Annotated in this window: 15 protein-coding genes and 2 pseudogenes; 5 read left to right on the top strand and 12 right to left on the bottom strand. The window is 74.3% G+C overall.

The genetic code is table 11. From position 1 onward, the window contains the following. From OTB16_RS12420 to OTB16_RS12405, 4 genes are all read right to left on the bottom strand, one after another. The gene (locus OTB16_RS12420; protein WP_267720172.1) at positions 1–1,257 is read right to left on the bottom strand and encodes a nucleotide sugar dehydrogenase; all 1,257 of its coding nucleotides are present in this window, start codon (positions 1,255–1,257) and stop codon (positions 1–3) included. Further along, positions 1,257–2,027 carry a WecB/TagA/CpsF family glycosyltransferase gene (locus OTB16_RS12415; protein ID WP_267720171.1) on the bottom strand — a complete coding sequence of 257 codons (771 nt, stop codon included), beginning with the start codon at positions 2,025–2,027 and terminating at the stop codon, positions 1,257–1,259. The genes OTB16_RS12420 and OTB16_RS12415 overlap by 1 nt, the downstream gene beginning before the upstream one ends. Then, positions 2,024–3,193, bottom strand: coding sequence for a hypothetical protein (locus OTB16_RS12410; RefSeq protein ID WP_267720170.1), 1,170 nt, complete (start codon positions 3,191–3,193; stop codon positions 2,024–2,026). The genes OTB16_RS12415 and OTB16_RS12410 overlap by 4 nt, the downstream gene beginning before the upstream one ends. Before the next feature lie 431 nt (positions 3,194–3,624). Then, the gene (locus tag OTB16_RS12405; protein WP_267720168.1) at positions 3,625–4,224 is read right to left on the bottom strand and encodes an acyltransferase; all 600 of its coding nucleotides are present in this window, start codon (positions 4,222–4,224) and stop codon (positions 3,625–3,627) included. Between the two features lie 315 nt (positions 4,225–4,539). Here OTB16_RS12405 and OTB16_RS12400 point away from each other — a divergent pair, with 315 nt between their 5' ends. Next, entirely contained in the window at positions 4,540–5,442 is a 903-nt protein-coding gene (locus OTB16_RS12400; protein ID WP_267720167.1) for an ion transporter, read from the top strand. Positions 5,443–5,501: 59 nt separating this feature from the next. Further along, complete coding sequence (locus OTB16_RS12395; RefSeq protein WP_267720166.1) at positions 5,502–5,969, top strand: hypothetical protein; 468 nt, start codon at positions 5,502–5,504, stop codon at positions 5,967–5,969. A 27-nt stretch (positions 5,970–5,996) separates the two neighbouring features. Here OTB16_RS12395 and OTB16_RS12390 read toward each other — a convergent pair whose 3' ends face one another. From OTB16_RS12390 to OTB16_RS12365, 6 genes and pseudogenes are all read right to left on the bottom strand, one after another. Beyond that, positions 5,997–9,800, bottom strand: coding sequence for a pentapeptide repeat-containing protein (locus OTB16_RS12390; RefSeq protein WP_267720165.1), 3,804 nt, complete (start codon positions 9,798–9,800; stop codon positions 5,997–5,999). Further along, positions 9,797–10,954: an AAA family ATPase gene (locus tag OTB16_RS12385; RefSeq protein WP_267720164.1), complete on the bottom strand. Its 1,158-nt coding sequence runs from the start codon at positions 10,952–10,954 to the stop codon at positions 9,797–9,799. Before OTB16_RS12385 ends, OTB16_RS12390 begins: the two co-directional genes overlap by 4 nt. Positions 10,955–10,984: 30 nt before the next feature. Then, complete coding sequence (locus tag OTB16_RS12380; protein WP_267720163.1) at positions 10,985–13,153, bottom strand: VMAP-C domain-containing protein; 2,169 nt, start codon at positions 13,151–13,153, stop codon at positions 10,985–10,987. Then, positions 13,150–14,529, bottom strand: a complete 1,380-nt coding sequence (locus OTB16_RS12375; protein WP_267720162.1) for an alpha/beta fold hydrolase — start codon at positions 14,527–14,529, stop codon at positions 13,150–13,152. The genes OTB16_RS12380 and OTB16_RS12375 overlap by 4 nt, the downstream gene beginning before the upstream one ends. 82 nt (positions 14,530–14,611) lie before the next feature. Continuing rightward, positions 14,612–15,280, bottom strand: a complete 669-nt coding sequence (locus tag OTB16_RS12370; RefSeq protein WP_267720161.1) for an O-methyltransferase — start codon at positions 15,278–15,280, stop codon at positions 14,612–14,614. 176 nt (positions 15,281–15,456) lie between these two features. Beyond that, a pseudogene (locus tag OTB16_RS12365) lies at positions 15,457–16,124 on the bottom strand (tRNA (adenosine(37)-N6)-threonylcarbamoyltransferase complex transferase subunit TsaD); the annotation flags it as partial. Positions 16,125–16,272: 148 nt separating this feature from the next. Between OTB16_RS12365 and OTB16_RS12360 the strand changes: the two are divergent. Beyond that, the gene (locus OTB16_RS12360; RefSeq protein ID WP_267720160.1) at positions 16,273–17,214 is read left to right on the top strand and encodes a trypsin-like serine peptidase; all 942 of its coding nucleotides are present in this window, start codon (positions 16,273–16,275) and stop codon (positions 17,212–17,214) included. 77 nt (positions 17,215–17,291) lie between these two features. Here the strand turns inward: OTB16_RS12360 and OTB16_RS39520 are convergent. Then, positions 17,292–17,571 (bottom strand): annotated as a pseudogene (locus tag OTB16_RS39520) (IS701 family transposase); the annotation flags it as partial. Positions 17,572–17,803: 232 nt separating this feature from the next. Further along, the gene (locus OTB16_RS12350) at positions 17,804–18,766 is read right to left on the bottom strand and encodes a hypothetical protein (RefSeq protein WP_267720158.1); all 963 of its coding nucleotides are present in this window, start codon (positions 18,764–18,766) and stop codon (positions 17,804–17,806) included. Between the two features lie 53 nt (positions 18,767–18,819). Between OTB16_RS12350 and OTB16_RS12345 the strand changes: the two genes are divergently transcribed. Next, a complete protein-coding gene (locus OTB16_RS12345; protein WP_267720156.1) occupies positions 18,820–19,323 on the top strand; it encodes an EndoU domain-containing protein in 504 nt (167 codons plus the stop codon). Between the two features lie 93 nt (positions 19,324–19,416). Beyond that, complete coding sequence (locus OTB16_RS12340; protein WP_267720155.1) at positions 19,417–19,794, top strand: hypothetical protein; 378 nt, start codon at positions 19,417–19,419, stop codon at positions 19,792–19,794. The last annotated feature ends 132 nt before the right edge of the window (positions 19,795–19,926 follow it).

Raw genomic sequence — 19,926 nt, 5'->3', positions numbered from 1 at the left:
TCAGAGCACCTCCACGGTCGGTCCGGAGACCCGGTTGCGGCAGTCGAGGACGAACGAGGCGTGCTCGGTGACCATCTGGTAGTCGAAGGAGTCGTGGTCGGTGAGCAGGACCACGACGTCGGCGGCGGCGAGTTCCTTGCGGGTCGGCTCGACCCGGACGAGGCGCGCGTCGACCTTGATGCTCTCCACGACGTGCGGGTCGGCCGCGCGAACCTTGGCGCCCATGTCGAGGAGCAGTTGGGAGATGCGGACGGCCGGCGACTCCCGCGCGTCGCCGGTGTTCTTCTTGTACGCCAGCCCGAGCAGCAGGATCCGGGAGCCGTTGACCGAGCGGCGCTTGGCGTTGAGGGCGTCGATGACGCGGCGCGTCACGTACTCGGGCATGTGGCTGTTGATGTCGTTGGCGAGCTCGACGAAGCGGAAGTTCTGGCCGAGTTCGCGCTGCACCCGCCAGGACAGGTACGAGGGGTCGATGGGCAGGCAGTGGCCGCCGACCCCCGGGCCGGGGGTGAACTTCATGAAGCCGAAGGGCTTGCTGGAGGCCGCTTCGATGGCCTGCCACACGTCGATGTCGAGGTGGCGGGCGAACATCGCGATCTCGTTGACCAGGGCGATGTTCACGTGCCGGAAGGTGTTCTCCAGCAGTTTGGCGAGCTCGGCCTCCTTGGGCGAGCGCACCGGCACGGTGGTGTCGACGAGGTCGGCGTAGAAGGCCTCCACGGCCTTCAGCGAGGCGGCGTCGACGCCGGAGACGACCTTCGGCGTCTGCTGGAAGCCCCACACGGTGTTGCCGGGGTCGATGCGCTCGGGGCTGTAGCCGAGGTGGAAGTCGACTCCGGCGGTGAGCCCGGAGCCGTCCTCCAGGATCGGCGCGAACAGTTCCTCGGTGGTCCCGGGGTAGGTGGTGGACTCCAGCACGACGGTGGCGCCGGGGCGCAGGAAGCGGGCCAGGGTGCGGGCCGACTCCTCGATGTAGCGAAGGTCGGGTGCGCCTTCCTGTAACGGGGTGGGGACGGTGACGACGGCGACGTCGAAGCCGCCGCAGTCCCGGGCGAGTTCGCTCGCCCGGTAGCTGCCGCGCTCCAGTGCCCGGCTCAGCCGTTCGGAGGAGACGTCCTCCACGTACGACTCGCCGGCGGCGAGGCTCTTGACCCGCCGCGCGTCCACGTCGTAGCCGATCACCTGGTGTCCGACTTCGGCGGCCCGGATGGCCAGCGGCAGTCCGACGTATCCCTGTCCCACGACGACGACGCGCATCAGTGACTCCTGTTCGCGGAAGGGGCAGACGGTGTGCGGTGGATGAGTTCCCGGACCGTCATGAGGAGGAAGGCAGCGTTGGTGGTGAGGTAGCGCTTGCCGAGGCGGCGCGGTTCCTGGAGGGTGCGGTAGAACCATTCGAGCCCCATCCGCTGCCAGACCAGGGGGGCCCGCTTGGTGATGCCGGCGAGGATGTCGAAGGAGCCGCCGACGCCGTGCACCACGTGGGCGCCGGTGCGCTTGCCGTGGGCGGCGGTGAAGATCTCCTTCTTCGGCGAGGTCATGCCGAGGAACAGCAGGCGGGCGCCGCTGGCGGCGATGGCGTCGGCGATGACCTCCTGGTCGGAGTCCTCGAAGTAGCCGTTGCGGCTGCCCGCCACCCGCAGTTCGGGGAAGCGGTCGGAGATCTGCCGGAGCATCATCTCCAGGACGTCCTGCCGGGCGCCGAGCAGGTAGACGGGTATGTCCGCCGTTTCGGCCGCGGCGAGCAGGCGCATGAACAGGTCGATGCCCGCGACCCGTTCGGGCAGCCGGACGCCGAGGACGCGGCCGGCCCAGACCACCGCCTGGCCGTCGGCCAGGACGAGGTCGCAGCCGCCGACCGCCGCGGCGAGACGGGGGTCGCGGCGCATGTTGACGAGCTTGGCGGCGTTGACCATGCCGATCTCGATCTGTTCGCCGCGCCGCACCGCGTCCAGGCAGCGCCGCACGGTCTCGTCCATGGTCAGGGCGTCGAGCGTCACCCCGAAGAGGGAGTGTCGTGAGTTCATCTCCGTGGTCCTCCGAGCCAGGCGAAGAGGAGCCAGCCGAACTCGTACGGGCGGCACTCGCGGTCCACCGCGTCGGGGCGGAAGATCCGGTCGAGCGGTGCGAGGCGCGCCCGCGGCACGACCCGGGTGGTGAGTCCGCGGGCGGCCCGTACGGCCTTCAGCGGATCGCCGCGGTAGACCTTGCGCCAGGTGACGCCGAGGTTGTCGCGGATCATCGGCTCCCGCCGGGTGCCGTCGGGCCCGGTCGTCTCGGGTACGTCGGTCATCCACCGCAGCCCGCGGCGGATCGCGGCGCCGAAGTCGGTGCCGCCGGCCTCGGCCAGGTCGAACAGGGCGGTCGGGGCCATCGCGTGCTGGTGCACGCTGTAGACGGGGTAGCCCTCGACCACGCCGCCGGTGCGGGCGTCGTAGTGCCACCACCACTGTCCGCCGTCCCCCTGGAGGTCACAGATCCGGGTGGCGCAGGCGTCGGCCGCCCCGAGGGCCTCCAGGTCGTCGCCGCTCGCGTGCAGCCGGGCCAGCGCCTGGAGCGGATAGGTCTGGTCGGCGAAGCAGGCCACGTGGGCGCGGTACCCGGGGACCAGCCCCGGCCCGGTGGCGTGCGGGAACAGCGGGCCGCCGGCGGTCCGGGACGCCAGCAGGCGGTCCCGGGCGGCCGCGAGGCGGTCCTCCACGTCGACCGCGTCGCGGGCGGCGGCGAGGGCGGAGAGCACCCAGGCCGCCTCGACCGTGTACCGCGGCTGTCCGGGGACGTCGAGGGTGGCGACCCGGGCGAGGGCGTCGGACAGTTTGGCGTGGCCGGTTTCGGCGGCCGCCCAGGCGATGAGCGCCGCGTCGCCGAGGTTCTCCACCCCCGGGAGCCGCTCCACCAGCAGTCCCGCGAACTCCTCGGCACTGCGTCCGCCGAACAGCGCGCGCTGGCGTTCCTCGGGCAGGAACCGGGCACCCAGCGCGGTGATGGCCGCGTACCGGGTGCTGGTCCCCCGCCGCTCCAGGCGGCGGGTTCCGTCGGGCGCGACCGCGGCCGCCCGGGTGAACACGAAGGTCTCGGCTCCAGGCAGGTACATCTCCGGCAGCCCCGCCTCGGCCAGCGCGAGCAGCCGCTCGGCGAGCGCGTGCAGCGGCAGGTCCTCGCGGGCCAGTGCTTCTAATCGTGCGGTGGTCACCGGTTCCCCACCCCGGCTCCCCGCGTACTGCGCGCTCCCCGTATGTCCGAGCCGTTGCGCTCCAACACACCTACCCCCTCTGATCGCTCCTCGGACGGACCTGGCGGTCGTCGTTCCGCGGAGGGGATTGCGCGTGACGGCGCCCGTGCCGGGCGGTGGTGTCCCACCGATGGCACGAGCCGTCCGACGGCTGCCGTCTGGATCCCCCCAGCGATGCCCGCGGACTGGGGCAGGCGCGACCGGCGGCGTCGGCAGGCACGGAGATCCGCGCCGGCACGCCGCTGCTCGCGATGCCCTCGTCGTGTACAACCCCCCACCGAGCAGCGGCTGTTGCCTGCTCAGGTCCCGTGTACAGGGACAAGGTATGCCCAAGGATGTTCGTTGATTGTGGTTTTGAGGAAATGCCGATGGCCTAAATCATCGACGTTCCGTCAGGCCCGTTCAGCGAGCTCGCCGCCCTTCTCGTCGTGCAGGGCGCCGGTGCGCGGACAGACCCATACGCCCGGCTCGTCCGCCTGTTCCACTAGGCGGACGCCGGCCCTCCCCACCCAGCCGATCCGCCGCGCCGGCACCCCCGCGACGAGCGCGAAGTCCGGTACGTCCCGGGACACCACCGCGCCGGCCGCGACCAGCGCCCAGCGCCCGACGCGCACCCCCGCCACACACACCGAACGGGCGCCGAGCGAGGCTCCGTCGGCGACCACGACCCCGGCGGACTCCCAGTCGTCGCCGCGCTTGAGACGGCCGTCGGGCTCGACCGCGCGCGGGTAGAAGTCGTTGGTGAGCACCGCCGCGGGGCCGATGAAGACCCCGTCGCCGAGCACGGCGGGCTCGTACACGAGCGCGTAGTTCTGGAGCTTCACGTGGTCGCCGATCCGCACGCCCGGCCCCACGTACGCCCCGCGTCCCACGATGCACCCGCGTCCGAGCCGGGCCTCCTCCCGTATCTGCGCCAGATCCCAGACGGTGGTGCCCTCGCCCAGCTCGGCCGTCTCGTCGACCTGGGAGGAGGGCTGGATACGGACGCTCACAGGGCGGTCCCCTTACGGTTCGCGAGGAGTTCGGGCGCACGGGAGTGCGGACGTACCGCCACACAGGCGTACGACCACACATGCATACGGACGGAGCATAGGTGCCACCGGACTGGCCCACCCGGCGCATCAACCGACTGTTCACGCAGCGGACTTGGCGAGTACCCCACCCCTCGCCCCGGGCGCGCGGGCGCGTGCGACGGCGCTCCGGAGCGCGCTCCGGAGTGAAACCCGATCGGGTGTGGAGCGTTAGACCGTCGGACCGCGCGGCCCGCAGGGCGCCGACCAGCGGTGACGACGAGCACGAGGAGCGAGATGGCAGACCCGAAGCCGGCCGGACGCGGCCGGATGAAGCTGGCGGCCCGGTGCCGCGTGGCCACGGAGGCACCGGCCTTCGGGCTCGTCGTCTTCTGCGTGATCCTGCTGAACGCGGCCCTGATGGGCGCGGAGACCTACAGCGGGCTCGCCGGGGAGTACCGGCAGCTGCTGCGCTCGGCCGAGGACGCCTGCCTGACCGTGTTCACCCTGGAGATGCTGCTGCGCCTGGGCGCGCACGCGGACCGGCCGAAAGCATTCTTCCGCGACCCCTGGAACCTCTTCGACCTGGTGGTCGTGGGCTGCGCCTTCGTCCCGCTCGTCCGCGAGAACACCACCCTGCTGCGGCTGCTGCGCCTCGCCCGCGTCCTGCGCTCCGCCCGCTTCCTGCCCCACCTGCGGATCCTGCTGGTCGCCGTCGGCCGCAGCCTGCCCGGCACCGCCAGCTTCCTGTTCGTCGGGGCGCTGGTGCTGTACCTGTACGCGATGGTCGGCTGGGTCTGCTTCGCCCGCGCGGACCCCGGGCACTTCGGCTCCGTCGGCCGCGCCGCCCTCACGCTGTTCCTGCTCACCACGCTCGACGGCCTCACCGACGCGGTCCGCGCGGGCCTGCAGATCTCCCGGTTCAGCATCATCTACTACGCCTCCTACGCCCTGCTCGCCTCCTTCGTCCTGGTGAACGTCCTGATCGGTGTGGTCCTCAACTCCCTCGACGAGGCCCGGGAGATGGAGGCGGAGGCCCACCGCGCCGCGCCGCCGGAAGGCACCGCCGCGGCGGACGCGGGTGTCCGGGAGCGCATCGCGACGGCCCGCCGCGCCCTGGACGCCCTGGAAGCCGACCTCGCGGCGGCGGCCCCCCACCCGGCACCGCGCCCCCTGGAGCCCTCGCGCTCGGGCGCGTAGGTGGGGACGGAACTTCCCTTCGGCGACGACGGGTTGTACCGCGAGGCGAGAAAGAGACCATGCCGGTAAGACGGCTACTACGGGCAGGCATCACGGCGGGCGCGGTCGCGGCCTGCCTCCTCGGGACGATCCCGGCGGCCGGGGCGGCCCCGCGCAGCTTCGCCGCCGCGTCCGTCCACGGCAACGGGGCGGGCGCCGTCGGGGCCGAGGCGACCGGTGGGATCACCTGGCACAACCGGTCGGTCACGCTGACGTCGGTCCGGCTCTACGTCGCCGCCCGCGAGTGCGGCAGGTGCAACATCGTGGCCTGGCAGGGCGACAGAGTGGTCGACTCCGTCGCCTCCACGCAGCAGTGCGCCGGGGCGACGGGCAGGTGGATCCCGTACGGCGACCTCCCGCTCGACGGCAGCTGGATCGCCGGCGGCAGCACCGAGGTGGCGATCGACGTCTACGACGACACCCACACGGGCAACGGGTGGGCCGACTCCACCCGTTCGGGCTCGTCCTGCTACACGTGGCCGCGCTGACGCCCGGTTCACCGGGCGCCCCGGCGCTCACTGCCGCTCCGGTTCCGGGGTCTCGGCCTCCGCGTCCGTCTCCGTCTCCGTCTCCACTTCCGTCTCCGTCTCCGCTTCCGTCAGGTGGAGGTCCCAGGTGCCGTCCGGGTGGCGGGCCGACGTCCAGGTGCCCGGGAGGGCGGTGACGTCGCGGGCCGCGTCCGTGCCCGGCGGGAACCGTACGCCGTCGAGGCGGACCCGGCCGCGGAACACCGCGTGGTCGAAGGCCGCCGGCTGCCCGAACACCGTCCCGGCAGAGGCGAGTCCGCGCTCCCACACCGCGTACGAGAACACGGCCGGGCCGGTGAAGACGGCCCCGCCGAGGCCGGCCGGGCCGCGGAAGACCGTACGGAAGAAGTCGGCCCGGCCGGCCACCCGCAGGCCGTTCAGGTCCGCCGAGGCCTCCAGCACCGCCCGCGCGAAGGAGGCCTCGTCCAGGAACGCGGCGTCCGCGAAGCCGGCCGGGCCGCCGAAGACCGTACGGCGGAACGCGGCGCGCCGCGCGAACCGGCTCCGGTCGAAGGTGGCGCCGGCGCGGAACACGGCGCCGTCGAAGACGGCCGGACCGTCGAAGACGGCGTCCTCGAACCGCGCGCCACCCGCGAACACGGCGCGCGCGAAGGAGACGCGGCCCGCGAAACGGGCCCCCGCCGTGCTCCAGTCGTCCTCGAAGTGCGCGTGATCGAAGGAGCAGGGTCCCGGCGTGACGCGTCCCGTCCCCGGGTCCCGCAGCGCGTCCAGCACCCGCCGCAGCAGGCCGCCCTCGAAGGGCGTGCCCCGCAGGTCCACGGGCGCGCCGGGCCGCAGCCCCCGGAGGTAGGACTCCCGTACGGGCGCCGCAGCGTGGGCCAGGCAGCCCGGGCCCCCGGGCAGCCGGATGCCGGCGCACGCGCGCCGGCCGCCGTCCGGGCGGTCCCCGTCCGGGCCGTCCCCGTCCGGGATGCGGAATCCGCACACGGGCCAGTCCGCGCCGCCGCTGCCGCGGATCTCGTCGGCCTCGGTCATCGCCTGCCCGAGCTCGGCGCAGTCGCCCGTCCACAGCCAGCCCTCCGGCCCGTCTCCCGGCCCCGGGAGCCGGGGCGGCACGGTGGGCCCGAGGAGCCGGTCGAGCTCCTCGTGGAGGGGCGGGGACACGGCCAGGAAGGGTCCGTACCCCGGTGGCCGGGAGCCGCGCATCCGCCGGGCGGCCGCCGCCACGGCCGTCCCGCTGAACCCCGCCTCCTCGAAGCCGGCCTCGCCGCCGCTCACGGCCACGGCGAGCAGCGTCCTCCACGAACGGTGGGCCTCGTCAACCTCGCGCACCATCGACGGCAGCTCCCCCAGCACCCGGCCCGCCTTGCCCAGCGCGCCCGGCGCGTCCACGACGACCAGCAGGTCCGTGGCGGAGGTCTCGATCACCTGCCCGGCGGTCCCGGTGCGCCGCAGGACCTCCCGCAGTGCCGCGGCGACCGGCGGGCCCGCCGCGCGGCCCGCCGTGTCCCCCTCGACATCGACGCTCACCGCCAGGTGCAGCGCGGTCCCCGGTTCCCCGGCGGGCGCGGGCGTCCGGCAGTGCGCGTCGAGGACGGCGCGGAAGTCCGGGTCCTCCAGCAGCGCGTGGCCGGACAGGTAGACCATGCGGTCCGGCCAGACCCCGTGGACCACGCCGAGCAGGCGCCCGGCGTGCGAGACCGGGCCCCCGCGGTAGTGCGTCCAGCTCTCCGGCTCGGCGGAGAGCCGTACGAGCTCCCCGTTCCGGGCGCCGTCCGGCAAGGCCGCCTCGCCGGTCAGCGCGACCGGGTCCCCCTGGTCGGTGGAGCCGTCGACGCGGACCCGGCCCCCGGGCCCGCCGGCCCCCGCCGACCGGTCCGGCGGAGCCTCCCAGGTCGGCGGCCCCGGCCAGGTCCCGGCGTCGGACAGGTCCCGGTCGGCGGCCAGCAGGTCCCGGTCGGCCAACAGCAGGAAGACCCGGGGTGAGCCCTCGTCGCACCACACGGCGTGACAGAGCGCCTCCCGGTCCCCGGCGCGTACCCAGCCGACGGCGCCCGGCCCGAGCCGGGCGTCCCCGACCGTCAGGACCAGCCGGGGCGTCAGCAGCGTGCCGACCTCCTGGGCCTCACCCCGCAGCGGCTCGAACCGGACCCGTACGAGCCGCTCGCCGAGCCCGGCTTCCGGTGCCGGTCCGGGCGGCTGCTCCCGTGTTCCCGCCCCCGGCAGCGTCGCCTGCGGTGGCTGCGGTGGCTGCGGTGGTTGTGGTGGCTGCGGTGGTTGCGCCGCGAAGGGCAGCGCTCCCTCCGCCACCCCGCGGCGGCCCTCGCGCCCCGTGGTGACCCGGGTGGCGGAGAAGTCCGGGCCGGTCCCCCGGTTGCGGGACATGAACTCCCAGACCCGGCGGCGCACCAGCTCCCGTACGGCGGCCACGTCCCCACGCAGCTGCGCGCCGAGCAGGGCCTCCCGTACGCCGGGCAGGAACTCGAACTCCACCTCGGCGGCGTCCTGTTCGTTCCCCCAGGGAGCGAACAGCCCGCCGAGGGCGACCTCCGCCAGGTGCCCGTGCTGCGCCTCGCGCAGCAAGGAGCGCCGTACGAGGGTCATCACGGGCAGGGTCAGCGGTACGGCGGCCAGGTGGGCGGCGAGGCGCTGCGCGGTCGGGGAGGCGCTCGCCCGGAAGTTCTCCACCGCCTCCAGGCCGGTGGGCGGGTCTCCGGGCGGCGGCTGTGCCCCGGTGGTTCCCGGCGGCGCGTCCAGGCGCAGGCAGGCCACGCGCCGCCAGCGCCCGTCCCCGGAGACCACCCGCACCAGCCGGCCCAGGCTCCCCGGGGCCAGGCCGACCACCGGGACCACGGGGACCGCGGCCGCGCCCCCGCCGCGCCGCCCGGCGCGGGCGCGGCGCACGGCGGGCACCCGCTGCCAGGAGCGGGTGGCGGCCGCGGGCCGGTCGGCGCGGACGGCGAACGGGACGGGCTGGACGGCGCCGCGCGTCCAGAGCCGTTCGGGCAGGACGTTCAGCACGGCCACGGCGTTGTGGGCGCTCCAGTGCCGGAGCACGCCCTGCAGCGGGGCCTGCCGCCAGCCGGCCGCGACGGTGTCGGAGAGGACGAGGATCAGCCGGCGGCCTGCCGGGTCGGAGAGTTCGAGGGGGTTGCGGGGCGGCCCGCCCCGGACGCGGGCGACCATCGGGGTGGCGCCGGAGCCGGTGCCCGTCAGGTGCCAGGTGCGTACGTCGCGGAAGACCCCGCTGCGGGTGAGCACCCGGCGGAGCTCGTCCACGAGGTCGGCCCAGAGCAGCATCGAGTGGTGCGTGTCGACGATCAGCGCCAGGTCCAGCCAGCGGCTCTCGGCGGGCCGCAGCACCGGGCTGGGCACCATCCGCTCGATGCTGCGCTCGACGGTGAGCTGTTCGTCGAGTTCCTCGCCGGGTCCCCCGATGGAGCGCCGGCCGACGGGGCGCAGGGACCGCATCAGGGCGAGCGGGTCGTCGAGGGATGCGGTGCGGGGCAGCCGCAGGGGCGATCCGCGCCGTCCGCCGCCGGAGCCGGCCGGTTTCCCCCGGTCGGCTCGGGCGACGGCGGGGTACAGCCGGACGGCCGGCTCGCCGGGCGCGGGCCCGCCGGATTCCGGGCCGGTCCCGGACAACGGCGGCTGTCCGAAGGGGGGTTGTTCGCGCCGCGTGCCGCCGGCGGGAGCGGCGGGCGGCGGGCCGCCGCCGTCGATCCGGGCCGCGAGCCAGAGGATGTCGGCGATCTCCTCGGCCCCGGCGCCGGGGTTCGGGCCGTTGTCCCCGGCGCCGTCGGCGAAGGCGGCGAGGAGCCTCTCGATCACGCCGGGGGCCCGGTCAGGTGCTGCATCACGGTGGCGAGGAAGCGGTCGCGGTCGCCGGGGGCCGACCAGGCGCCACAGAGCCGGAGCTGGATGGCGTTCAGGAGCTGGTCGGTGGCGAGGTCCCCGTCCTCGCCGCGCTCGATGAAGCTGTGCACCAGTTCCCGGTACTCCTCGTTCGCCTCGATGTCGACGCCGAGCCGGCGGCGCACGATGCGGGCGAGTTTCTCGGGTCCCGGCGGTTCCAGGTGGAGGCGGACGCAGCGGCGCAGGAAGGCGGGCGGGAAGTCGCGTTCGCCGTTGCTGGTGAGGACGACGATGGGGAAGTACCGGCACTGGACGCGGCCTTGGGTGATCCGTACGGCGGCGTCGGGGTCGTCGTCGGTGCCGATGGCGACGGTGGGGTCCTCCTGGGCGAGGCGGGCGAGTTCGGGGATGGTGAAGCCGCCGTCCTCGAAGACGGTGAGGAGGTCGCCGGGCAGGTCGATGTCGCTCTTGTCGATCTCGTCGACGAGCAGGACCCGCGGGCGGTCCTGCGGCAGCAGGGCGGTGCCGAGCGGCCCGAGGCGTAGGTAGCGGGAGATCGAGGGGGCGCCGGCGGGGGTCCCCGCCGGCCGACCGGTCGGCTCCGGGAGGCCCGCCGCGGCTGCTCCGGCCGCGGCTCCCGCCGGCGCTGCCGCCGCTGCCGCCGCTCCGGCCGGTGCTCCGGCCGCCGCTCCGGGGGTGCGGAGCTGCTCCAGGCCGGCTTCCTGGAGGCGTCCGATGGCGTCGTACAGGTACAGCCCGTCGCGCAGCACGGTGCGGCTGGTGATGGGCCAGTGGAGTACGGGCCCCAGGTCGAGGTCCGAGGCGATGCTGTAGGCGAGGGTGGACTTGCCCACTCCGGGCTTCCCGGTGATCAGCAGCGGCCTGCGCAGGTGCAGGGCCGTGTTGACCACGTCCTTCTCCGGTTCGTCGGGTACGTACCCCTCCCCGCGCCGTCGGGTCCGTTCCCAGGCCGGTCCCCCGCAGCCGGGGGGCGCGTACCCCGGGTCGGGGATCCCGGTGAAGTCCCGCCAGGGCGGCGGGGATCCGGCCTCCAGGCGGTTGCGCCGGTCGGCGCCCGCTCCGGTCCCGTGGTACAGCCACCAGTCCTTCACCACTGCCTCTGCCTCCATCGTCGGTACCGCCGTCGGTCGGTCGTCGGTTCAGGCCAGGGAACGGAGGCCCGGCATGTCGTCGGGATCGTCCCACAAGAGCACCAACCGGTCTCCCCCCGCGTCGGGTTGGGGGGAGCGCGGGGAGCCCGCGGCCGCGCCGGCGGCTGCCCGGCGCACCTCCCGCACCCGTGCGGGCAGCGCGAGGACGTCGAGTGCGCCGGGGTCCGGGCGGCCGTCCGGGCCGGCCGGTGCGAGCAGGTCCAGCAGCGGGGGCGCGGGGAGGCCGCCGCCGCGCCGCCACACGGCGACCGGGACGCCGCCCTCGAGGACGGCTTCGAGCAGCCCGGCGTCCGGGGCGGCCGCGGTGTGCGCGAGGACGCAGGCGGGTGCCGGGCCCGCCCCGAGGTCCATCCCGAGCGCGTCGGTGACGTCGGTGTCCTCCACCACGCGTACGGCGTCGGGGTGGCGGCCCCCACGGCCGTACAGCCAGCGCCACTTGGCGTGCCACTCGGCGCGGGTGTCGGTGCGCTCCTGCGGGCAGCGCACCACAACCTGGTAGAGCACGCCGAGCGCGCGGCGCCGGCCGGCCGGGCCGCGCGGGACCGGCCACTGGTCGAAGTCGGCGTCCAGCAGCTCGTACGGGACGTGGAACTCGATCCGGTCCAGGGCGCCGGGAGGCGGCGCAGCGGCCTCGCCGCCGCCTCCCGGCGGACCGTCGGCGCGCGCCCCGTCCGTACGTGCCCCGTCGGCGCGTGCCCCGCCGATCAGGACGAGGCGGCGTACGAGTTCCTCCCGTACGGCGTCCAGCCCGACCGGGGCGTCCTCCGACTCCCAGATGTGCTCGGTCCGTTCGCCCCGCAGCCACATCCGGGCCAGGTACCCGTCCCCGCCGCCCGGCGGGGCCTCCAGCCGGACGTGCAGGGCGGATCTGCGCGGCGGGGGCGGCGGCGGGGCCAGCGCGGGGAGGGCGAGCCGCTCCCGGGTGGCGCGCACCCACTCCCGCAGCCGGACCGCCCACGCCGGGTCGCCGGCGCCGGCCCGGTCGGCGAGGAAGCGTACGAAGGGCACGGCCAGGGGCATCCCGGTGCGGCCGCCCTGGCGTTCGTCGAGGTCCTGGACCACCTCCAGCAGGCTCTCCGCCGGCAAACCGGCGTGCACGGGGGGCGCGCAGCCGGCCGCCGTGAACGCCCAGGCGTACGCGTCGTGGGCGCTGCGCGGCAGGTCGCGGCCCTCGAAGAGTTCACCGAGCCCGTCCCAGGCCTGCTGGTCGAGGCGGGGCGCCCGGGACGCGGCGGACGGGGCGGACGCTCCGGTTTCCCCCAAGCCGGAGAAGCCGGGGGAACCGGAGAAGTCGGGGAAGTCGAGGAAGGAGCAGGCCTCCCAGTCCCGGTCGACGATGAACTGCGGCAGCTGCCAGCCCTCGCCGCGCTCGCGCAGGTCCTGGAAGGTGCGGTGGATCGAGCGGGCGGCGCCGGCCAGCCCGGTGACGCCCTCCTGGACGGTGCGCTGTCCGAGCTCGCCCAGGAGGGCCTCGGTGAAGCGGCCGGCGCCGCGCTCGGCGTCGTTCTGGGCGGCCTCGCCCTCGCGGGAGGCGTACAGCCGGAACTGCCTGCGGCCGGGGACGGAGTTGCCGCCGCCGTAGTCGGTGGTGCCGAAGTTCCACCGGGTGTCGCGGGGCGCGTCGACCCGGCAGGAGTCGACGAGCGCGGCCTGGAGCGGGAAACGCCGGTGCTTGACCATATCGGTGTGCCACCAGCGCAGCGCCGAGTCGAGGTTGAGGTGGCGGATCTGGCCGGGGCGGGCGTCGGCGCAGGGCAGGATCAGCTCGTGACGCGGTCCGAGGTAGCCGTGGCCGGCCCAGAAGATCCAGAGCAAGTCGCCGTCGCACTGCGGGAGTTCGTCCAGGAGCGCCGACTTCGCGTTGTCCTCGGTCGCCGGGCGGTGGGCGGCCTTCAGCGCGGCCATGGCCGGGGAGTCCGACCAGTCCAGGTCGTCCGGGTCGTCGAGCGAGGACAGCAGCAGCCGGACGTTGCCGGGCGGCACCTGGCCGGGGCCTGTGAGCCAGCGGGCGAACCGCAGGGCGTCGCGGGCCGGGCCGCGCAGGTTCCACCGGTGGCTGATCTCGTAGCGCTCGACGCCCGCGACGAGCGCGAAGGTGCGCTGCGGGCCGAGGGCCGGGGGGAACCGGGCGGGCCGCACGGGTTCGGACCGGCTCACCCGATCTCCGCCTCGGCCACCGCCTGTTCGATGCGCTCGTAGAGGGAGTTCTGCTTCCAGTAGGCGCTGTGGCAGGCGGGGAAGGGCTGCCGGCTGGTGATCTCGTGGTCGGTGACGCGGGTGTCGCCGGGGAAGACGGGTCCGGCCAGGTAGGAGAGGACGTCCTGGCGGTCGTAGACGTTGAGCCAGCGGGGGAAGCCGTACGGGAGCTTCGCGCCGGGGGCCAGCGCGGTCAGTGCGCCGAGTTCGTGCAGGAACGGGGCCTGCGAGCCGACGGTGACGAGCAGTTCGGCACCGGGGACGGGTTCGCCGCGGGCGGCGGCGAGGGCGAGGAGGTCGACGAGGGCGATCCCGCCCAGGCTGTGCCCGATGAGGACGACCGGTCCGGGCACGGCGGCGATCTCGGCGTGCAGGAACGCGCGCAGGTCGCGGCCGCGGGCCTGGTAGCGCAGGACGTCGCCGAGCGCCGGGGTGGCGCCGACGGTGAGGGAGCCGCGCCAGGCGTTGAGCAGCGGCTGAGTGGTGACGCGCAGCGCGAGCCGGCCGAGGACGGCGGCGGCGCGGGCGCCGGGCACCCGGGCGTCGCCGCCGAGGCGGTTGGTGAGCAGCTCGACCACGCGGTCGCGTTCGGCGCCGGTGCAGTAGGCCTCGGCTCCGGCGGCGGCGAGGGCCGCGGCGGTGACGGCGCGGGCGAGGGCGGTGGCCAGTTCGCGGGCCTGCGGTTCCTCCGCGGCCCGTTCCCCGGCCCGGCGGGCCTCGGCGGAGCGGGCGGTGGTCTCCAGGGCGGCGGGGTAGCCGTCGGTCAGTCCGGTGTCGCGGAGCAGGAGCCCGAGCTCGTCCCCGTCGCCCGGGCGGGCCGGTAACCCGTCCAGCAGGGCGAGCACCCGGGCACCGGCGGCCTGTACGCCGGGCATCGCGAAGCCGTCGTCCCCGTCGCCCGGCTCGGTGTCCCAGCCGAGCCCGGTCTCCCAGCCCGTCTCGGCGAGGACGCGCAGCTCACACAGCGGGTCCGCGACGAGCAGCGCCCACTCGGCGGTCTCGGCGTCCACCGGGTCGGTCAGGAGGTCGGGGTGGAGGATCCCGGGGTGCGGGAGGTCGGGGTGCGGGAGGTCGGCGCCCTGAGCACCGGGGCCCGGAGCACCCGGGTACGGGGCGTCGGGGACGGCCAGGACGTCCGGGCCGGTTCCGGGGCGCGGGCGCAGTCCGGGTACGGAGCGGCCTCCGGCGCCGAGGGTGGCGCCGAACCGGTCGCCCCAGTAGCAGGAGTCGACGGCCGCGCCGGGAAAGCGGGCCGTCAGCCGCTCCCGTACCAGCGTGAACAGCGTGTCGTGCCGTTCGCGCCGCACGCCCGTGCCGTGGACAAAGAGAAAACGCATCGCCGTCCGCCCCCCTCGTACGATCGTCCCCCGCCCGGCACCTTAGCGCCGCGCGGGGAACGGGGGACCGGGAACGGCGGGTTCAGCGCTTGCGGGCCATGGTCAGGCCGTCGGCGATCGGCAGCAGTACGGACTCCACCCGGTCGTCGGCGCGCACATGGGCGTTGAACTCCCGGATGGCCAGGGCGTTGCCCTCGGCGTCGGCGCGGGCGGCCTCCCCGCCGTACAGGACGTTGTCGGCGAGGAGCAGCCCGCCGGGGCGCACGCGAGGGACGAGCTGCTCCCAGTAGGCCCGGTAGCCTGGCTTGTCGGCGTCCAGGAAGACCAGGTCGATGACGGGTTCGGCGGGGAGCGCGGCGAGGGTCTCCAGGGCGGGGGCGATCCGCAGGTCGATACGGTCCTCGACCCCGGCGGCCTTCCAGGCCTCGCGGGCGATCGCCGTCCACTCCTCGGAGACGTCGCAGGCGATGACGGTGCCGCCGGGTGACAGGCCCGCGGCGAGCGCGAGCGTCGAGTAGCCCGTGAACGTGCCGACCTCCACGATCCGCCGGGCCCCGGTGAGCCGGGCCAGCAGCGTGAGGAGCACGGCCTGTTCGTGGGAGACCTGCATCCGCGCCGGGCCGCCGAGGGCGCGGGTGCGCTCCACCAGCTCCCGCTGGACGGGCGTCGGCGGTTCGGCCTGGGCGACCAGGTAGTCGTAGACCTCCCTGGTGAGCGGCACGGTCTTGACTCCGTCTTCGGTCCTGCTCATACGGGCCTCCTTGCATCGAGGGGCGGGCGGGCGGGAACCCGTAGCCGCAGTCGCGGTCGCAGTCGCAGTCGCGGCCACGGGCACGGGCACGGGCACCGTAGCCGGGGCCGGGGCCGGGGGATCACACCCGGCTGGTCAACGAAGGCGGCAGCGACCGGAAACGGACCGTGCGCCGCTCAGCGGCCCCCCGGGCGGGCCGGCCTGCCGGGCGGGCTCGCGACCGGGGTCAGCGCGGCGTACTCCAAGGGGGCGGAGGGATCGTTGGTCATCTCCAGCGGTCCGGGTTCGGCGCCCGCCCGTACCAGGAGGTCGCCGATGGCGGCGATCATCGCCCCGTTGGAGGTCCCGGACCCGGGAGTTGGCTGCGACGCCGCCGACCACCACGAGGGTCCTGACCCCGTGGGCCGTGCAGGCCGCGACCGCCTTGCGGGTGAGGACGTCGGCCACCGCATCCTGGATCGAGGCCGCGCCGTCGGCGACCGGCGGCTCCTCGCCGCGCAGCCGGTACCCCTCCGCCCAGCGGGCGGGGGAAGGAGACGGCCTGGGGATCGCCGCCGCGGGCGGCGCGGTCGATGGCCGGGCCGCCGGGGTAGGGCAGGCCGAGCACCCGGGCGACCTTGTCGAAGCACTCCCCGGCGGCGTCGTCCAGGGTGTCCCCGAGGTACAGGATCGGCTCGCGCACGAGATCGCGTACGAGCAGCACCGAAATGTGGCCGCCGGAGACGATCAGCACCATGCAGGGCTCGGGCAGCGGACCGTGCTCCAGGGGGTCGGCGGCGACGTGGCCGGCGAGGTGGTGGACGCCGTAGAGCGGCAGGCCGAGGGAGTGCGCGAGGGTCTTGGCCCGGGGACGGGGACGGGACGGGGACGGAAGGGGACGCGCCGGGCGGCTGTGACGACGGACACGCCGCTCCCCCGGAACCGGCGCGGCCGTACCCCCATCGAACGGTGCGGAAAAGAATCGGACGGGTGAACGCGCGGGAGTGCCACACATGTCGAACGAGTTCCGCGGGCGGGGCCTGCGCGCCACCGCGCTCGCCGCCGTCCTCGTCACGCTGGTCCTCGCGGGCGGCTGGTACGTGTGGGAGCTGCGCGGCATCGCGGCCCACCGCGCGGACGGCAACCCGGCGGAGGGCTCCTACCAGCAGGACCCGGAGCGCGCCGACCGGACGGCCTTCGCCGTCCTGGAGTCGGTCACCCAGGGCAGCCCGGAACCCGGGCCGGACGCCAAGACCTCCGCCGGCGCCGCACCGGAGCGGTGGCGGTCCGGCGGCTGGCAGCCCTCCGCCCCCCTGGAAGCCCGGCCCGTACCCGCCTCGCCCTCGATCGGGGCACTGTTCTCCCCCGGCGACGACACCGACCCCGACCACCACTGCTCGGCGGTCGTGGTCCACTCCCCCGGCGGCGACCTGATCGCCACCGCCGCCCACTGCGTGTACGGCGGCGGCTTCCGGACGAACCTGGCCTTCGCGCCGGGCTACCGGGACGGCGCGGCACCGTACGGGGTCTGGGTACCCACCCGGATCGACGTGGATCCGCGCTGGGCCGAGGACCAGGACCCCGACCACGACCTCGCCTTCGTCCACCTGCGCCGGCCGGGCTATCCGGAGCAGCGGCTGGAGGACATCACGGGCGCCGAGACGATCGGGTTCGGGACCGAACTGCCCGCGCCCACCCGGCTCGTGGGATACCCGAACGACTCCGAGGCGCCGGTCGACTGCCGGACCACCGCCGTCGCGGCCGGTCCGACGCAGCTGCGCCTGGACTGCGCGGACGTCCCCAACGGCACGAGCGGCGGCCCCGTCCTGACCGACGGCCGCACCCTGGTCGGGGTGATCGGCGGACGGGACGGGGGCGGCGACGAGGAGACCTCGTACAGCATCCGCTTCGGCGACGACGCCCGCGCCCTGTACGAACGCTCCGCCAAGGCCTAGTTGGTGGTGCTTTGTCAGGGGATGGTGTCGTAGGGCTGCCAGGGGGCCGGTGGTCGGCAGGTGGGGCAGGTGCCGGTCCAGGTGGCGAAGGAGCGGTCCTCGAAATGGTCCGGGCCCAGGGCCGTTCTCAGTTCGCGGTAGTCGTGTCCGATCCGCCGGCGGGACTTCGCGAGCCTGATGAGGTCCTTCGCCGGGATGCCGGCGGGCAGGTTCGGGAGCCGGCACTTCACCGGCTCCGCTTCTCCTTCGGGCGGGCCACTGTGCGATCAGCCAGGTCAGCGGGATCGTTCCGTCGGCAGCGGGTTTCGGGCGTCGCCCGGCGAGACGGACCCGCAGCAGCACGAAGCGCGATCTCAGCGCGGCGGGCCGCAGCCCGACCCCGGCGAGTGCGTCGAGCACGTCCAGCGCGAGCCGCCCTTTCGGCTGGTGGTGCCCGTCCTGTGGGATCCGGCAGGCGGTCGCCTGCTTCGAGCGCTGCGGAGGTCGGCCGTATCCGGGCCGTGCCAGGACTCGGGCAGGAACGGGGCATCGCGACTCGCTACGACAAGACCGCCGCGTCCTACCAGGCGGCCGTCAGGGTGCCGCAGTGTCACCAACGCCATTGAAAGCCGACGACCGTCTGCTCCAGGTAGGGGAAGAACTGGTGCAGTTCCCCTTCGGGTGAGACATCGATGCCGATCGCACGGACCGGCTCGGACCCGCTGTAGGCGTCCCACACGCACCACCATGCGGTTCTGGGCCGGGCTGCTTCGAACACCACCCGCATGTCGACATTGTCGATGCGTTTGCGCGCCGCCCTGCGGACGTGGACGCAAGGGTCGGATGCCGGCCGGTGGAGCGTCGTGTACTGCAATGACGAGTGCTCACCCGCCGAGAGGCGCCGGTCCAGCCGGAATTCCGCCCCGACGTAGCCCGGACTGCTGGGGCGGAATCCGATGAAGGTCCCGCCGACCACCGATTCGACGCCGATCACCGTGTCGCGGGGACTGTAGGCAAAGCCTTCGAGGCCGTCGTTGACAGCGGCGAGGACGTGACTGGTCTCTATGCGCCGCAAGGCACGGTCGGCCGACACGTAGTAGCGCGAGAACAGGGCCGTCGTGCGGTGACCCTGCGGTCGGACAAGCGCAACCGGCGCGCCGCGCAAGGTGAATGACACACCGTTCCCGCCCAGGTCGACAGCGCTGTGGCCCGAGAAGGCATCCCAGACCTCCGCGACGTCCTCGGACGTGAATTCGAAGGATTCGGCGATCCAGGCGATCGTCTCGTGAGTGAGCTGCCGCCCGAGCAACGCCTGCCGCACGCGGTCACGCAGCTTCCTGGGCAAGGCTTGGTCGGTGTCGGCGCGCAGACCGCTTTCCCACAGGTACAGGGCGACGACCTGGGCGATCCCGGAGTAGCTGACGTCATCCCCTCGCCGGCGCTGTGTATGGGCCAGCCAGCGAGCCCGGTACGCGCGACGCCCGGCCAGCAGGGCGCGTAAGCGCTTTCCGGCCTCAGCGACCCGCTCCGACTCCGGGTCCTGCGGATGCCCACTGCCGCCGCCCGCCTCCATTGCGTCACCCTATAGTCCTCCCCCGCCCCCTTTACCGCCTTCCAGGAGACCCGATGACGACCGAGCCGGAGCCGTACCGCCCCAGGAACGTCTACGGCCACGAACAGGGCGGCAGAGAGGCTCTGCCCGGGAGGTACGGAGGCTGGGAGGACATCGCGGTGTCAGGGGAGGACGGGCTCGAGATCAGCGCTGAACTACGGAAAGCGGGCAGCTACCTCTCGCCTTTCCGCATGGATCACATCGCGGAGCTTCATTCCGACAGAGCTGCGGCCAGGCAGCTCGGAAAAAGCCTGTTCCCCGAGAACTGGGCCGACGAGAAGATCTTCGGGGCCGCTCAGGCGGTGGCCGCCGACCCCTCTTCACGGTGGAGCCGCGGGGACGACGACTACAGCGGCAAGCCCGGGACGCTGTTCAACCCGTGGCATCGCCTCCCGGACGTGGAGTGGGCCATCCCGGCCCGTTTCCGCGTCGACGGACACCACCAAGGGCTGGCGATCCGCGTGATCGTGGAGCCCTACGGAGAGGGCATCGTCTCCGCCTACCCGCTGCCGCTCTGATCAGAAGCCATCGCCATAGCAGCGCCACAGCCTCCCTACGGTGAGGTTTCCGGCACGCGGCTCAAGCCCGCTGCCAGACCGAAAGGGTGAGGCATGACAGTTCTGCTGAAGCGCATGAGCCTAGCCGCCGCCGCCTTCTTCCTGATGACCGGCGCCATGCTCACGATCGCACCGGCCGCGCACGCGGCCGGCTATCCGACGATGACCGTCCAGGCCGGATCCGCAGCCCGCTCAGCGCCCTACGCGGAGTCGTGGTCCTTCATCGGCTGGGTGACGTCGGATGGCTGGCGCAACCCGAACGGGCAGGCGTCCTGGGTCTCCTGCTACAAGGACGCGGGATGGGCGACCGGGAACTACTCCAGCAACCGGTGGTTCAGGGCCTACGTCAACTACTCCGGAGGATCCGCCCCGGTCTGGGCCTACGTGCACTCGTCGTTCGTGACCAACCAGTCCTCGGTGCCGGCCTGCTGAGGGCGGAGCGACGAGGGCGACCTCGAGAACTGCTGGTCCTGGCCCGGTACGAAACGGCCAGGGCCGGCAGCACGTCCGCCGCACAGAGGCGGCCCCCCTCGAAGCGACGGAAGGGGAATGCCGCCTCCCGGC

It is taken from the genome of Streptomyces antarcticus, from assembly GCF_026627255.1.
GTDB lineage: Bacteria > Actinomycetota > Actinomycetes > Streptomycetales > Streptomycetaceae > Streptomyces > Streptomyces antarcticus.
Note: the sequence above shows the minus strand (reverse complement) of the source record. Positions and strands in the feature narration are given on the sequence as shown.

Bases quoted from the DNA above. Each gene is read 5' to 3' on its own strand.
- OTB16_RS12420 (WP_267720172.1), bottom strand. From the start codon at position 1,257: ATGCGCGTCGTCGTCGTGGGACAGGGATACGTCGGACTGCCGCTGGCC.
- OTB16_RS12415 (WP_267720171.1), bottom strand. From the start codon at position 2,027: ATGAACTCACGACACTCCCTCTTCGGGGTGACGCTCGACGCCCTGACC.
- OTB16_RS12400 (WP_267720167.1), top strand. From the start codon at position 4,540: ATGGCAGACCCGAAGCCGGCCGGACGCGGCCGGATGAAGCTGGCGGCC.
- OTB16_RS12395 (WP_267720166.1), top strand. From the start codon at position 5,502: ATGCCGGTAAGACGGCTACTACGGGCAGGCATCACGGCGGGCGCGGTC.
- OTB16_RS12385 (WP_267720164.1), bottom strand. From the start codon at position 10,954: ATGGAGGCAGAGGCAGTGGTGAAGGACTGGTGGCTGTACCACGGGACC.
- OTB16_RS12375 (WP_267720162.1), bottom strand. From the start codon at position 14,529: ATGCGTTTTCTCTTTGTCCACGGCACGGGCGTGCGGCGCGAACGGCAC.
- OTB16_RS12370 (WP_267720161.1), bottom strand. From the start codon at position 15,280: ATGAGCAGGACCGAAGACGGAGTCAAGACCGTGCCGCTCACCAGGGAG.
- OTB16_RS12360 (WP_267720160.1), top strand. From the start codon at position 16,273: ATGTCGAACGAGTTCCGCGGGCGGGGCCTGCGCGCCACCGCGCTCGCC.
- OTB16_RS12350 (WP_267720158.1), bottom strand. From the start codon at position 18,766: ATGGAGGCGGGCGGCGGCAGTGGGCATCCGCAGGACCCGGAGTCGGAG.
- OTB16_RS12345 (WP_267720156.1), top strand. From the start codon at position 18,820: ATGACGACCGAGCCGGAGCCGTACCGCCCCAGGAACGTCTACGGCCAC.
- OTB16_RS12340 (WP_267720155.1), top strand. From the start codon at position 19,417: ATGACAGTTCTGCTGAAGCGCATGAGCCTAGCCGCCGCCGCCTTCTTC.